This window comes from Variovorax sp. 05N34 (assembly GCF_056397405.1).
Map to the genome: position 1 here is coordinate 27,239 of NZ_JBFTNI010000017.1, position 14,743 is coordinate 41,981.

The window sequence follows — 14,743 nt, forward strand, 5'->3', positions numbered from 1 at the left end:
GGCCAGAATTCATAAGCATATTTATAATCACGGCGCTTATGAAAAGAGACTTCTCCCAGCGCTTCGGCTTCCTGGTCAACGATGTCGCCAAGCGCTATGGTGAACAATTCGACCGGCTGTCGCGTGAGCGCATCGGCCTCTCTCGTGCGCAATGCCGTCTGCTTGGGGTGCTGGCCATGCATGACGATGAGCGACCGCTTTCGCAGGTCGAACTGGCGCAGCGCCTGGATCTGAGCGCCATGGCCGTCGGCGGGCTGTGCGACAGGCTGGAAGCGGCGGGGTGGGTCTATCGGCAGGCAAGCGCCAATGACCGACGCATGAATGAAGTTCGCCTGGCCCCCAGCGCGGAGAAGGCGCTCGACGCAGCGCTGACCATCGGCGACAGCTTGCATGCGCGGGCGCTCGCGCACATGACGCCGGCAGAGCGTGCTCAGCTTCTCATCCTCCTCGGGAAGGCGCGCGATGGGCTGATCGCCTTGGACGCGGCGGCCGCAGGAGCCGGCAAATGACGACGCCGAGCCTTCACAATGCTGTCGCGCACCGGGGGCTGATCACGGTCTCGATCATGCTTGCCACCATCATGCAGGCGCTCGACACGACCATTGCCAATGTCGCGCTGCCTCATATGCAGGGGAGCCTGCAAGCGTCGCAGGATCAGATCACCTGGGTGCTCACGTCATACATCGTGGCAGCGGCCATTGCTTTGCCGCTCACGGGTTGGCTCTGCGGCCACTGGGGCCGGCGCAAGGTTTTCATCGTCTCGATCGTGGGCTTCACGATCGCCTCCGCCATGTGCGGAATTGCGACCTCGCTGGTCGAGATCGTTGCCGCGCGACTGCTGCAAGGCGTGTTCGGCGCGGCGCTGGTGCCGCTGTCGCAAGCCGTCTTGCTGGACATCAACCCTCGCGAGAAGGTCGGCCAGGCGATGGCGATCTGGGGCGCCGGCATCATGGTCGGGCCGATTCTCGGCCCGCTCCTGGGCGGTTGGCTGACCGAGAACATCGATTGGCGCTGGGTTTTCTTCATCAACTTGCCGGTCGGCATCTTCGCGCTGTGGGGCATCGTGCGCTATCTGCCGGAAAGCCGTCCACAGGGCGAGCGCCTCGACCTGTTCGGCTTCATCACGCTGAGCATCGCGATCGGCATGCTGCAGCTCTTTCTTGACCGCGGAGAGCAGATGGACTGGTTCGATTCCTGGGAGATCCGGCTCGAAGCCGTGACTGCGCTGGTTGCTTTTGCGTTCTTCGTGGTCCACACGTGGACCGTCCAGGGAGTTTCCTTCTTCGATCGCGACCTGCTCAAGGACCGCAACTTCGTGACGGGCCTGCTGTTCGCCTTCATCGTGGGGATGATCCTGTACGGCACGATGGCGCTGCTGCCGAGCTTTCTGCAGGGGCTGATGGACTACCCGGTGATCTACACCGGCCAAGTCACCGCGCCGCGGGGCATCGGAACCATGATCGCGATGATTGCCGTGGGTCGGCTGGTGCAGCGCGTCGACGTGCGGGCGATCATGGCGGTGGGCTTCAGCCTGACAGCGTTCTCGCTCTGGCAGATGACCAGCATGACCCTTCAGATGGACAGCACGCTGATCATTACTTCAGGGTTCATCCAGGGCCTGGGAATCGGATTCACGTTCGTGCCGCTGTCCACGGCGACCTTCGCGACGTTGGCGCCGCGGTTGCGCAACCAGGGCACGCCCATCTTCAGCCTGCTGCGCAACATCGGCAGCAGCGTCGGTATCTCGATCGTCCAGGCGCTACTGACGGAAGGCTCCAGCAAGGCTCACGCGACCTTGGCGGCGACGGTCGGGCCCGGCAATCACGCTTTGGCAAACCTGCCGCAGATGTTGAATCCTGCCACTTCCACCGGATTGGCCATGCTGAACAGCGAGGTCACGCGGCAAGGTGTGCTGATCGGCTACCTGGACGACTTCGGGATCATGATGGTCGTCACCCTGGCGGCGATTCCACTGCTGCTGCTTATTCGCGGTCCGCGTCGCGCGGCCGCAAGCGCTGCGGCAGTCGAAGTGCCGCACTAGCCTCAGAAATCGACCAGCGCCAATCCGACGCTGAACACCGTGCGCTTACGGTTGTAGTCGACCAGCGTGTCGCCATAGCCATAGAAGAGCTGCGTCTGAAAGCGCAGGTTGCTCTTCACCGGATCGCCGATCGCCTTCAACCATTCGAGCTTGATGCCGCCCTTGCCGCCATGAACCGACACCCCGAGTTGGTTGAGGCGGTCGACCTGCCAGCCGACCCTGAGGTCGGCGTTGCCAAGGTACTTGGTGATGTCGGGGTTGTCGTCGTCGGCTGCGTTTTCCTTGATTCGCTTCCACACGCGTCCCGTGATCACGAATTGGTCTCCCAACTCCGCACCCGCCATCAGGTAGACGCGGTTCCAGCTTCTTGAGTACGGCAGGTCCTGGCCGTTCGATTGGTGCACCAGTCCCAGGCCTGTATAGCGCAGGCGCCAGCCGCCGGGGAGTTGGTAATCGGACGGGTAGGTGTACATCACCTCCGGTTCATGATCGGTGGTGCGGAAGGGGCGCGAAAGCTCTTCGTTGAACACCTGCCAGGTCGATGCCTGCGAATAAGCAAACCAGAGAGCGTCCTTCTTGACCGGATCATCCCCCGTGAGCAAGCCTTGCGCGAGCTTGGTGCGCAAGGACAGGCCGATGCGCATGTCCTGTGCTTGGTAAGGCCTGTCGACGCCCGTGTGGTTCGGTGCCGGCGAAGTCGCGGTTTCCGGAGCCTGGGCCGCCGCGCCGATGCCCACGCTGAGAGGTCTGTAGCCGCGGAAGCCGAAGGTGCCGCAATTGCTGCCTGCCTCCAGTTCCCAGAATCGCGACAGGGGAGAGTACTGGCGATCGCGGCAGCCATCCTCGCTGGTGAGGGTGATCACGCGCGTGGCGGGCACGGTGGCATCCACGGGCGGCAGCGTTTCCGCGAGCACCGGAGGTGCGGGTGGCACTGCAGCGGCCGGCAACGTCTGCTGCTGCGCCCATCGATCGAAACAGGCGAGTCGAGCTTCGCTGTTGGCCGGCCCCGAGAGCCCTTGGCAGGCCTGCCATGTCAGTTCGGATTGAGCCAACGGGCTCGGTGGCTTGTCCACGGCCTCTGCCATGGCGCCTGACGCACCGAACCCGCAGAAGAGTGCACCGATATAGAGAAAACGTGGATTCATCGTTCAGTCCCGGCGTTGCCGATCTTGGTCAACGTGAAAGGGTGATTGCTGTCGTCGGCGGCGTTGCGCCAGATGCCCCGCCATTGGCTGCCGCAAGAGCCGGGCCCCAGTTCACCGAGCCAGACTCCGCTGATGGCCTTGCCGTCCTGCGACTCGTCGAGGCTCAGCATGCCTTGGTCGTCGATGTCGCCCGCGAGTTGGGCCACGGTGACGGCAGTTCCTTCGCCGCGCGTGATGGTGCCCCGCACACCTGCATAGTCGGGATGCTTGGCAAGCTGCACCTTGGCAATGCCAGCGATGCCTTCGAAGCGCGCTTCCCATTCACCAAAGAGCGCGTCAAGCGGCATCTCCGATCCGCTGGCGGGGCAGTTCGCGATCTGTTCGGCCGAACGCACCGGCGCCGGCCCTGCCGACCTGGCGGAGTCCTGAACGGCAACGCACCCCGAAAAGAGGCAGCAAGCTGCCATCCAGACCCAGGTCGTTCGCTTCATGGCGCGGATGCGGCAGCCGYGGCGGCTGCTGCGTTGTCCTGAACTTTCCTCGCGAATTCCGCGCGCAATGCCTTGAGCTTTTCCCGCGGGTCTTCCTTGGCCGTCGTCTTGTCGAGCGCCATCTCGGCAATGAAGCGGCTCGGCTGCGCGGCGACCATCTCGCGGCCCTGCTTGCGTCGCTTGGTCCAGCTCACTGCGAGACTGCGCTGTGCGCGCGTGATGCCCACATACATGAGGCGCCGTTCTTCCTGCAGGCGCTCCAGCGTGCTTTCGCTGATCTTTTCCTGACGGCCGCCATCGTCGTCGAGCTTGAAGGGCAGCAACCCTTCCGTGACGCCGATCAGCATCACATGGGGCCATTCCAATCCCTTGGATGCGTGCAGCGTCGAGAGGGTGACCACGTTCTGGTCCTTCTCGCGTTCGCTGATCGTCGACAGCAGCGAGATCGTCTGCGCGACTTCGAGCAGGCTCTTGCGCTCGCTCTCGACGGTCGCTCCGGAAGCGTCGTCGATCTGCCCGCCGCAGCGCTGGGACATCCAGTCGCAGAACTCCAGCACGTTGGTCCAACGGCTCGCAGCGGCTTGTTCACTTTCCTCGCCGTCGTAGAGGTGCTTCTCGTAGTCGATTTCCTTGAGCCACTCGGCAAGGAATGCACGCGAGTCCTCGGCGCCCATCGTGCGACGCGCCTTGTACTCCAGGTCATTGATGTAGCGGCCGAACTCGTGAAGACCTTCCAGCGCGCGCTTGGGCATGACGCTCGGCAGCGAAGGGCTGAACAACGCCTCGAAAAGGCTCAGCTTGTACTGGCTGGCGAAGGTGCCGAGACTCGCGAGCGTCGTGTGTCCGATGCCGCGCTTGGGCGTGGTCACGGCGCGCAGGAAGGCCGGATCATCGTCGTTGTTGACCCATAGGCGAAACCAGCCGCACAGATCCTTGATTTCGGCTCGATCGAAAAAGCTTTGCCCGCCTGAGACCTTGTAAGGAATCTGCGCCTTGCGCAGCGCCTGCTCGATCACCCTGGCCTGATGGTTTGCACGATAGAGGATCGCGAAGTCGCGAAACTCCTTGTGCTGCTGCCCCTGCGTGATGGCGTCGCCGGCTCGCAGGCTCTGGATGCGTGCGACGGCGCGCTCGGCTTCGTGCGCCTCGCTGTCCGCATCGACGACACGAACCGGCTCGCCTTCGCCGAGTTCGCTGAACAGCGTCTTGGGAAAGAGCTTGGGATTCGGGCCGATGACATTGTTGGCCGCTCGCAGGATCGCGCTCGTGCTGCGGTAGTTCTGCTCGAGCTTGATCACCTTGAGCTTGGGGTAGTCGACCGGCAGCTTCTTCAGGTTGTCGAGCGTGGCGCCTCGCCAGCCGTAGATGGACTGGTCATCATCACCAACGGCGGTGAAGCGCCCGCGCTCGCCCGCCAGGGCCTTGAGGACTTCGTACTGCGTGGCGTTGGTGTCCTGGTATTCGTCGACCAGAATGTGGCCGAGCGCAGCTTGCCACTTTGCGCGCACCTCATCGAACTGCTGCAGCAACTTGAGCGGCATGCCGATCAGGTCATCGAAATCGACGCTCTGGTAGGCGACGAGCCGCTCTTCGTAGCGCGCCATGATGCGCGCCGTGATGCGCTCGTTGTCGTCAGCCGCTTGCGCTTCGGCCTGCGCGGCGTTCAGGCCTATGTTCTTCCATTTGCTGATGGTCCACTGCCAGATGCGCGCCGTGGCCGCATCGGTGGTGCCGCCCGCATCCTTGAGGATCTTGGTCACGTCGTCGCTGTCGAGGATGCTGAAGGCCGGCTTCAGCCCCAGCACCGCGCCGTCCTCGCGCATCATGCGTACGCCGAGCGCGTGGAAGGTGCAGACCATCACGTGTTTCGCTTCGCGTCCGATCAGGCTCTTTGCACGTTCGCGCATCTCCGCGGCGGCCTTGTTGGTGAAGGTGATGGCCGCGATGCGCTTGGGCTCCAGTCCCGCCTGGATCAGCCGCGCAATCTTGTGGGTAATGACGCGCGTCTTGCCGGAACCCGCGCCTGCGAGGACCAGGCAAGGCCCGTGCATATAGTTGACCGCTTCTTGCTGCGCGAGATTGAGACCGGAAGACATGGAGGCGAGAGATCGGGAAGCGCAAAGCGCGCAATGATACGGGCGGCCCGTTTCGCTCGGGGCGAGCAGATGTGGTAGACCGACGCAGCTTTTTGCGTTAAGTCGTGCCAGGGACAATTGCCCGGTGCTCCAGATCTTCCTCGTCACCGTTCCCTTCTTTGCCTTGATAGCCGCCGGCTATGCCGCCACCCGCGGCGGAGCCCTGCCGCTGGCGGCCATTCCAGGCCTGAACGTTTTCGTTCTTTACTTTGCGCTGCCGTGCATGTTGTTTCGGTTCGGCGCGAGCGCACCCGTCGGGCAGCTGCTCGATGCGGGCGTCGCGCTGGTGTGGGGTCTCAGCGCACTGCTGGTCGTGGGCGCCGCCGTTGCCGTGAGCCGCAATGAGCGCATTGGATGGAACGATGCGGCTTTTGGCTCGCTGGTCGCCGCTTTTCCGAACACCGGCTTCATGGGGGTTCCGCTGCTGGTGGCGATCCTGGGTGCGCAGGCCGCGACGCCGACGATCATCAGTATTTCGTTCGACATGATCGTGACTTCGTCGCTCTGTATCGCCCTGTCGCGCCTCGACGCGGCCCATGAGCACGGCGGTGGCAAGGCCTTGCGGCAGGCACTGCGTGGCGTTCTGCAGAATCCGCTGCCGTGGGCGATTCTGCTCGGCGTGCTGGCATCGGCGACGCACGCCATCCTGCCGGGCCCGTTGGACCGCACCATCGCAATGCTGGCCGACGCCGCATCGCCCGTGGCCTTGTTCACCATTGGCGCGGTGCTCGCGCGTGCTTCGCTGCTGGCGCGCGAACACCAGGCCAGCGCCGCAGTTGCGCAGGCCATGGGCAGCGCACGGGCATCGCCGCGCCCCGCGCCATTGCGCGACGTCTTGCCGATCATCGCGATCAAGCTGGTCGCGCATCCGCTCGTGGTCTACGGCATCGCGCGCGGCGCCATGGCGCTAGGCGTGCCTTTGGCGCGGCCGGCACTGGTCGCGATCGTGCTCGTGGCGGCGCTCCCAAGCGCCAGCAATGTGTCGATGCTCGCCGAGCGATTCGGCGCCGACAACGACCGCATCGCCCGGATCATTCTCTGGACGACGGTTGCAGCCTTCTTTACCTTCCCTCTTGCGGCGGGCTTGATCCACTGAGGCGGGTTCGACTCACGGCGTCAGGACGCCCAGCTTGTACGGGTCGGCATCGGGGAGCAACTCGCATCGGGACATGTCACGCCCCTGCGTGCCGTCGCAATAGAAGCTGTTGTATACGCGGCCGAACAATGTGGGCGTGGAGACGAAGAGCACGCCCTGATTCGGTTGCCAGCGCTCCCTTGGCGCGACGGCCGGGCTGGACGCGGACGCTGAGATGGCCGTGGCGGTGCCAGTGGCAACGCTTGCTGTGCTCGCACCGGCCGGGTCCTGCCCCGCTGCAGGAGCGCCGGGCGCGGGACCGATGAATTCGGCAAGGGTGCGGTAGCTGTCTTCTCCATCCCAGCGACCCGTGAGGTCGGCGGGGCGCGGCCGGCCGGAAACCGGTATGAGCAAGCCATTGACCTGGAACCCGCGCCCGAAGCGATGCTCCCGGCCGGCCAGGAAGGCGTAAGCGCACGCCGCCTGACACTGGCCGCGGACCTCCGTATTGACCCCTTTGGCCCGAATGGTGCGCGCGTAGTCGCTGGCGATTTCGGGGGTGCCGCCCAGGGAGTTCTCGAAGACGACGGTTCGCACCTTCCCGCTGGCGAGATGCTCCTCGAACAACTTGATCGCGCTGCCGTCGAGCATTCCGCTAACCAGCAGCCGGTCGCCTTCCAATTCCAGATCGGCCGCTTGCGCCCCCCAGACCAGACATGCGAGCGACAGTCCCCACAGTACTCCGAACGGCGATTTCACGATTCCACCCCTTGCAGGACTCGAAATGAGCCCGCCATCTACATAGATTTGACATCGCCCCTGCGCATCGTCAAGCCCCGTTTGGAGTATTTCTTTGGCCGCACATTGGAGGCGGCCGGAGGTAATGCGAAATATTGCCTGTGGATAGTTCTTAGGTTCTCAAAGTCGCTGCTAAAGTGAGTTCCTGATCGGGAGAGTTGACATGACAACTTTGATGAGAGGGGTGCTTTCCTTGGTTTGCCTGGCCGTCGTCACCTGGCTGTGGCACGTGGGTGCCCTCGGTACGGGCGTGGCGCTCGCCATTTACCTGCTCGCTGCGGTGTTGTTGGCGTGGCCAGGGGCGGCAAATCGAAGACGGCGTTCCAGTTTGCAGTACGTGGAAATGGGCAAGGAGCCGGTCGGTTTGCTGTAGGACCGAGCGATTTTGCGGGGGCGATCAGATGCTGTGCGGGTCGACGTCGACCAGCCAGCGGATCACCCCCTTGCCTTCGGGCGTCCGCCGCAGCTCATGCAACAGCGGTTGCCAGGCTGCGAGCAACCGTTGCAAGGCTGCCCGGGATTGGCTTTCGACCAGCATCTGCGCTCTCTCCACATTGGCAACGCGCTGAATCGCGAGCGGAACCGGCGGGTAGCGCGTGACCCATTCCGACCCAGCGAGGCTTTCAGCCGCGGAACTCGCTGAAGCGAGAAACGCCTGCGCAACCTCTTGCGATCGAGCGTCCGCGCGCAAAAGCGCCTGGAACGCGAACGGCGGCATGCCGGCGGCGGCGCGGTCTTCGAGTTCGCGCTGAGCAAAGGCGGGGTAGTCATGGCGCCGCAAGGCCGCAAAAAGCGGATGCTGCGGATGGTGCGTCTGAATCCACATTTCGGCGGTCGCACCTTGCGACATCAAGTACGCCGCGTCACGGCCCGCCCGTCCCGCAGATTGCATGAGCAGACTGAACAACCTCTCCGGCGCTCGAAAGTCGCTCGAAAACAGCGCCCCATCCGGATTGACGGCCGCCACCAGCGTGATTCGCCTGAAGTCGTGCCCCTTGGCGATCATCTGCGTGCCCACGAGCACATCGACTTCGCCTGCATGCACTGCCGCCAGCTGCGATTCGAGGGCGCCCTGCTTGCGAGTGCTGTCGGCATCGATGCGGGCGATTCGCACTGCGCTTCCATCCGGTCGCTGGACGGGCGCGAAAAGCTCGCCCAAGTGTTCTTCAAGCCGTTCGGTGCCGCGGCCGACTGGCGCGATATCGGGATTGCCGCAGGCTGGACACGTGCGCGGCACGCGTTCGGCAAAACCGCAGTGGTGGCAGCGCAGCGTGCGATCGATCTTGTGGAACACCCGATAAGCGCTGCAGTGTGGACATTCGCTTTTCCAACCGCAGTCGCCGCATGCCAGTACGGGTGCGTAGCCGCGCCGGTTGAGGAACACCATGCTTTGCTCGCCTCGCGCAATGCGCTGGCCGATGGCATCGAGCAGGGCGACCGACAAGACCGTCCTGGGCGGCTGAAGGTTCATATCGACCAGTCGCACTGTGGGGAGCAAGCTGGTGCCGATGCGCGAAGGCATTGCCAGCCGCGCATAGCGGCCGCCTGCATCTTCTCCTGACGGCGGCCGGCTTTGGTGCCAGGTTTCGAGTGAGGGGGTGGCGGAGCCGAGGATCACCTTCGCGTTTTCGCGATGACCGCGCCACACCCCCAGATCGCGTGCGGAATAGCGAGCGCCCTCCTGCTGCTTGTAGCTGGGGTCGTGCTCTTCGTCGACGACGATGAGTCGCAGCGTGGGCATGGAGGCGAACACCGCCATCCGGGTCCCGAGCACGATACGAGCCGCGCCGCTGTGAGCGGCGAGCCAACTCGCAAGACGCTGCGGATTCGTCATGCCGCTGTGCAGCGAGACGACCGCATCCGCGCCGAAGCGGCTTGCGAACCGCTCCTTGAAGCGGGCCTCCAACTGTGGGGTCAGGTTGATCTCGGGCACCATCACCAGCGCCTGTGCTTCGGGTTCGCGGTCGAGGAGCGCCGCTACGGCGCGAAGATAGACCTCGGTCTTTCCGCTTCCAGTGCTACCGAAAAGCAAGAACGGCCCGGGTTCGGCCTCGAAGCGCGCCAAGGCCGCGGTTTGCTCGTCACTGAGGATCACGGAAACAGGAGCGAAAGCGTCGGCATTCGAGGGCGCTGACGTGCTCTTTCGCTTCAGGCGCCGAGCCAATTGCACGCTCGACAAGTCGCGAAGCTGCGGTGGCAAGGCGGCCAGCGCGATTTCACCCAGGGAACGCTGGTAATAGCGAGCCGCAAAGGCCACCAGATCTCGCCAGGCATCGCCGAGCGGCGCGAGCGCATCAAGGACCGCGCCGATGGACTTCAATTCCACGCCCGGTGCTCCGGATTCGGCAGCCTCGGCGGCCTCCGCATGCGTCGCCCAAGCCACGCCAAGCACCTCACGGCGTCCCAATGGCACCCGCACCAAAGCGCCCGGCGTCACCGGCGCGCCACTTGCGTAACTAAGGACATCCCCTAGTGCGCTATGGGCAGGAGTCTGAACTGCGACGTCGACGCGCCAGTTCAACCGCGATCTCCGCTGCGCTTGTTTGTTAAAGGTACTTTGAACAAAACGACCTAAGTTGTTGATTTTGATGCGCTTTGCGGTTCATCCAGATTTTCTGTGGATAACTTTGTTGATATCGGGTCTGGATTCAACGGCAGCCCTTGAAAATCAAGGCTTCCGTTGGAATGCTCGCAAAAACCGCAAAGTTCAATCCCCTTATGAATCAATGACTTAGCTGCGCTATCCCTTTAGGAGCATCGGCATCGGACCTCAGATATTTTTTGCGCACCGCAACAGGTGTTTTGTGCATAAGTCAGTCGGCCCTTACGCTTTTTGCCCCCTTGACAAAGCGCTGATCGCTCGTCTTGTGTTTACAATTGATAACAATCGTCTCAGGCGCGAAGTGCCCGCGACTGCGCGTGAACAGCATCGACGAGCACCGCGACCTGGTCCGGCGGGGTGAACTGGCTAATACCGTGGCCAAGGTTGAAGATGTGGGTCGGACCTGTGCTTTGGATGTCAGTGTGCGGCCGCCCAAAGCTTTGCAGGACCTTCGCCACTTCAGCCTCGATCTGCCGGGGCGGCGCGAACAACACGTTGGGATCGATGTTTCCTTGCAGCACCTTGCCACCGGTGCCTTCGCCGACCAGCGCTCGTGCCTTGCCTAGATTGGTCGTCCAGTCGAGGCCCAATACTTCGCAATCCAGCGCGCGCATGTCTGTCAGCCACGGGCCGCCGCCTTTGGTGAATACGATCCGCGGCACGGGTTCGCCGTCAGGGCCATTGCGTTGAACCTGCGATAGAACGCGCGCCGTATACGCGAGGCTGAATTCCTGGAATGCGCCGTCAGCCAACACGCCACCCCAACTGTCGAACACCATCACGGCCTGGGCACCGGCCGCAATTTGGGCATTCAGATAAGCGGCCACCGCATCCGCGTTCACGGAGAGCAGCTTGTGCATGAGGTCGGGGCGGCTGTAGAGCAGCGTCTTGGCCTGCCTGTAGTCGCTCGAACCCGCGCCTTCAATCATGTAGCAGGCCAGGGTCCAGGGACTGCCTGAAAACCCGATCAGCGGTACGCGGCCGTCAAGGGCCTTTCGAATCGATGCGACCGCGTCGAACACATAGCGCAGCTTGGCCATGTCCGGCACTTCGAGGGCCGAAATTGCCGCCTCGTCTCGCACGGGTCGTGCGAAGCGCGGCCCTTCGCCCACTTCGAACGAAAGCCCGAGTCCCATGGCGTCGGGAACAGTGAGGATGTCGGAAAACAGGATGGCAGCGTCGAGCGGGTAGCGCTCGAGCGGCTGGAGTGTGACTTCCGTCGCGTAGTCGACATTGGTCGCCAGGCCCATGAAGCTGCCGGCCTTTGCACGGGTGGCAACGTACTCTGGCAGGTAGCGCCCAGCTTGGCGCATGAGCCAGACAGGCGTGTGGTCAGTGGCCTGGCGCCAGCAGGCGCGCAGGAAAGTGTCGTTCTTCAAGGGGGCAAAAGGCATCCCGCGATTGTCGCAGGGGCTTGGCCGCAGCCTTCGGCGACCCGGGTCTTGTGACTCAGGTCTTGTACTTGATCGAACAGCCGTAGGGCCGCGTCGTCGCGGCACTGATCGCCTTGCCGTCGAAAGCCTCGCCGAGCGCCTGGTTCACGTAGTTGGCAGCTGTCTTGATGTCTTCGGGGCGCGCCGAAGCGATGCTGTCGATGCCGCCGGCATATACGAGCGTGCCTTTCGGGTCGATGATGAAGATGTGCGGCGTCGTCCGTGCACCGTAGGCTCGACCGATCACACCGTCTTCGTCCATCAGCACGGCGGTCGGCGCACCCGACTGTTCGTGCATCMAGGCTTCCAGTTCGGGGGCCTTCAGGTAGTCGCTGGCAGCGCGTTCGGTCGAGTTGATGGCCAGCCAGACGACACCCTTGCCCGTTGCCGATTTCTGGGTGGCTGGCATGTTGCCGCTGCCGTAGTGCTTGCGCACGAACGGGCAGCCGGGGTTGGTCCATTCGAGCACCACGTACTTGCCGGTGAAGTCTGAGAGGCGATGCTGGTTGCCGGCAGTGTCGACGGCAATGAAATCGGGAGCCGGCTGGCCGACAGCGGGGGCAGCCATGGCTTGGGCGTTCATGAGGAAAGTCGCGCCGAGCGCGACGGCAGCCGTCATGACAGCGCGCCGTGAAGCCCGGGTCAGGGCCGCCCTGGCTTGGCGTGCGGCGCGAAAAGAACGGGATTCGGAAGATGACGATGGTGACATGGTCAGCTTTGACCTCCAATGAGAAATACGCAACAACCACCGCAGCTTAGAACGGATTCTTCAAGCGCATGTGACAACCCGTATTGCCGCAGGGTCAAAGCGCCGCCAGCGCCGCGCGCACCTCATTCTTGCTCAGGATTTCGGTCAGCACGATCGGCGCCTTGCCCGGCGCCTGAAGCACATAGACGGGCACGCCACTGCGCCCCAATGCCGTCAGGGCGGCGGTAATGGACGGATCGCGGCGCGTCCAGTCGGCGCGGAGCAACGCGACGTTCCTGGCGGCGAAGTCCGCCAGCACGGCATCATCCGAAAGAGTGCTTCTCTTGTTGTATTGACAGGTCACGCACCAGGCGGCGGTGAAGTCCACAAACACCGGCTGGCCGCCCGCGTTCAACGCCGCAACCCGCTGAGCGGACCAAGGCTGCCAGCGTTCGCCGGCAGCAGCTTCGCTCTGGCGCGGCTCCGTCGTCTTGACGACGTTCCCGCCGATCGCGACCGCCAGTACCGCTGTCACCGCAAGGGCGAGCCCTGTCATGGCGACGCGCGTGCGGCCACCCAGCGTCAGTGCCCACGCAATCGCGGCCAGGCAGATCAGCAGGCCGAGCAGCGCGCCCGCGCCGTCGATGCCGCTTTGCTGGCCCAGGACCCAGACCAGCCACGCCACCGTGGCGAACATCGGGAAGGCGAGCAGGCGGCGCAGCGTGTCCATCCAGGGCCCCGGCTTCGGCAACAGGCGGGCGATTGCAGGCACGAATCCAGCGACGAGATAGGGCAGCGCCAGCCCAAAGCCGAGCACCCCGAACATCAGCAAGGCCTCGACGGCCGGCAATCCGATCGCGAAGCCCAGCGACGCGCCCATGAAAGGTGCAGTGCAAGGCGAGGCGATCACGACTGCGAGCACCCCCGAAAGAAAGTCGTTGGCCACTGGATGCCGCGCCTGCACAGCGCCCAGGGAGGGCGATGCAAAGTTTCCGAATTCGAACAGTCCGGCGAGATTGAGCCCGATGAGCGTGAACAGCGCCGCCAGTGCCGCGACGACCGCAGGCGACTGCAACTGGAATCCCCAACCCAGCTGGGTTCCCGCAGCCCGCAAGGCCAGCATCGCGCCGCCGAGCGCGAGGCAGGACAGGATGACGCCGCCTGCATAGGCGAGCGCAGCCACGCGGTGGCCGCGCTGGTCTTCCGCTCGCCGGGTAAAACTGAGCACTTTGATGGCCAGCACCGGAAACACGCAGGGCATGAGATTCAGGAGCAAGCCTCCTAAAAGGGCGCCAAGCAGCGCGACCCAGAGCGTGCCGGAAGGGCGGCTCACTGGGGCGTTGCCACTTCCGCTGCTGTTGGCGTCGAGCGCTGCCTGAAGCGCTGGTGTCACCTGTGCTTTGGCCGCGACGGTAGGCCAATTGCCGCTGACGGGAGCTTCGGTTCTCCACGCAAATGGCTTGCCGGGCTGCCGATCGCCTTCGGAGAGTGCGACCACGACGGGCATCACCGCGGGGCTGGCGCTGCGTTGCTCGGCGAGCGGCACGGTCGCAGTCCAGGTCGCGCCGTCCCACGATTGATTCCAGTCCTTTCCGAGTATCGCGGCGGTGTGAATCACCTCGCCCGTTTCGGGGAAAAACTCGAGCGTCTTTCCGTGCGCCGGATCAGGCAGGCCTTCGACGCGAACCTCGAGCTTGTCGCCAGCGATGGAAATTTGGCCGGCTTTCGCGAGAGGCACGGGCTGCGCAGCCCATGCCGATTCGAATTCGCCTGCATGAAGTGCTGTCGAGCTTTGCAGCGGCAGCTTGAGCCGGAACTCGCCCTCTTCCGGGATGCATTCCTTGCGGCATACGAGCCAGGATGCCTTGAGCCGCACATCGAGTTCGCCGGCGCCGGTGGGCGCCGTGGCCGGTTTGAAGTCGGGCGCTACCGTGAGTTGCACGGGGAGCAACACTGTCCCTTCGTAGCCGTAGTTGGCGAGATTGCCGATGGGGATCTTTCTTGGCACTGGCCAAGCGATGTCGCCGTTCGACACGCCAGGTGGAAGTGACCACGTGAGCTCGGTCGGAAGGCCGGAATCACCAGCGTTTTTCCAGTACGTATGCCATTCAGGCTGATGCGTGATCTGCAACCCGACCCAGACGGGCGCCCCCGGCGAAACGCCGTCCGGCGCATTCGCAATCAGTTCGGCGCGCACGTGCGGTGTCGTGACCACCGAGCCCACCTTGGAGCTCAACTGCGCGGCCGCCGGCATGCAGGTTGTGAGCGCGGAAAGCGCCGCAAAAGCGAAACCCGCGATGCGTAGAGAGGATAAAAATTCCATGCCGTCAGTCCG

General features: G+C 63.9%; 12 protein-coding genes. 4 read left to right on the forward strand and 8 right to left on the reverse strand.

Annotated features, from left to right (window positions below):
• The first annotated feature begins 38 nt into the window (after positions 1-38).
• On the forward strand, positions 39-509 hold the full coding sequence (locus tag AC1DMA_RS29025) for a MarR family winged helix-turn-helix transcriptional regulator (RefSeq protein WP_478146317.1): 471 nt from the start codon (positions 39-41) through the stop codon (positions 507-509).
• Entirely contained in the window at positions 506-2,041 is a 1,536-nt protein-coding gene (locus tag AC1DMA_RS29030; RefSeq protein WP_478146318.1) for a DHA2 family efflux MFS transporter permease subunit, read from the forward strand. Before AC1DMA_RS29025 ends, AC1DMA_RS29030 begins: the two co-directional genes overlap by 4 nt.
• Positions 2,042-2,043: 2 nt before the next feature.
• Here the strand turns inward: AC1DMA_RS29030 and AC1DMA_RS29035 are convergent, their stop codons facing one another.
• From AC1DMA_RS29035 to AC1DMA_RS29045, 3 genes are read right to left on the reverse strand one after another with little or no spacing between them, the layout of a single operon-like run.
• Positions 2,044-3,186, reverse strand: coding sequence for a phospholipase A (locus AC1DMA_RS29035; RefSeq protein WP_478146319.1), 1,143 nt, complete (start codon positions 3,184-3,186; stop codon positions 2,044-2,046).
• Positions 3,183-3,677: a hypothetical protein gene (locus AC1DMA_RS29040; RefSeq protein WP_478146320.1), complete on the reverse strand. Its 495-nt coding sequence runs from the start codon at positions 3,675-3,677 to the stop codon at positions 3,183-3,185. Before AC1DMA_RS29040 ends, AC1DMA_RS29035 begins: the two co-directional genes overlap by 4 nt.
• A complete protein-coding gene (locus tag AC1DMA_RS29045) occupies positions 3,674-5,773 on the reverse strand; it encodes an ATP-dependent helicase (protein WP_478146321.1) in 2,100 nt (699 codons plus the stop codon). The genes AC1DMA_RS29040 and AC1DMA_RS29045 overlap by 4 nt, the downstream gene beginning before the upstream one ends.
• A gap of 124 nt (positions 5,774-5,897) precedes the next feature.
• Here AC1DMA_RS29045 and AC1DMA_RS29050 point away from each other — a divergent pair, with 124 nt between their 5' ends.
• Positions 5,898-6,908 carry an AEC family transporter gene (locus AC1DMA_RS29050; protein ID WP_478146322.1) on the forward strand — a complete coding sequence of 337 codons (1,011 nt, stop codon included), beginning with the start codon at positions 5,898-5,900 and terminating at the stop codon, positions 6,906-6,908.
• A gap of 12 nt (positions 6,909-6,920) precedes the next feature.
• Here AC1DMA_RS29050 and AC1DMA_RS29055 read toward each other — a convergent pair whose 3' ends face one another.
• On the reverse strand, positions 6,921-7,646 hold the full coding sequence (locus AC1DMA_RS29055; protein ID WP_478146323.1) for a hypothetical protein: 726 nt from the start codon (positions 7,644-7,646) through the stop codon (positions 6,921-6,923).
• 202 nt (positions 7,647-7,848) lie between these two features.
• Between AC1DMA_RS29055 and AC1DMA_RS29060 the strand changes: the two genes are divergently transcribed.
• A complete protein-coding gene (locus AC1DMA_RS29060; RefSeq protein ID WP_478128738.1) occupies positions 7,849-8,058 on the forward strand; it encodes a hypothetical protein in 210 nt (69 codons plus the stop codon).
• 24 nt (positions 8,059-8,082) lie between these two features.
• Here the strand turns inward: AC1DMA_RS29060 and priA are convergent, their stop codons facing one another.
• The 4 genes from priA to AC1DMA_RS29080 form a co-directional block, all read right to left on the reverse strand.
• The gene (gene priA / locus AC1DMA_RS29065) at positions 8,083-10,206 is read right to left on the reverse strand and encodes a replication restart helicase PriA (protein ID WP_478128739.1); all 2,124 of its coding nucleotides are present in this window, start codon (positions 10,204-10,206) and stop codon (positions 8,083-8,085) included.
• A gap of 371 nt (positions 10,207-10,577) precedes the next feature.
• The gene (gene hemE, locus AC1DMA_RS29070) at positions 10,578-11,681 is read right to left on the reverse strand and encodes a uroporphyrinogen decarboxylase (RefSeq protein ID WP_478146324.1); all 1,104 of its coding nucleotides are present in this window, start codon (positions 11,679-11,681) and stop codon (positions 10,578-10,580) included.
• Between the two features lie 55 nt (positions 11,682-11,736).
• On the reverse strand, positions 11,737-12,429 hold the full coding sequence (locus AC1DMA_RS29075; RefSeq protein ID WP_478146325.1) for a thioredoxin family protein: 693 nt from the start codon (positions 12,427-12,429) through the stop codon (positions 11,737-11,739).
• Positions 12,430-12,523: 94 nt separating this feature from the next.
• Positions 12,524-14,662 carry a protein-disulfide reductase DsbD family protein gene (locus tag AC1DMA_RS29080; protein ID WP_478146338.1) on the reverse strand — a complete coding sequence of 713 codons (2,139 nt, stop codon included), beginning with the start codon at positions 14,660-14,662 and terminating at the stop codon, positions 12,524-12,526.
• Between the last annotated feature and the right edge of the window lie 81 nt (positions 14,663-14,743).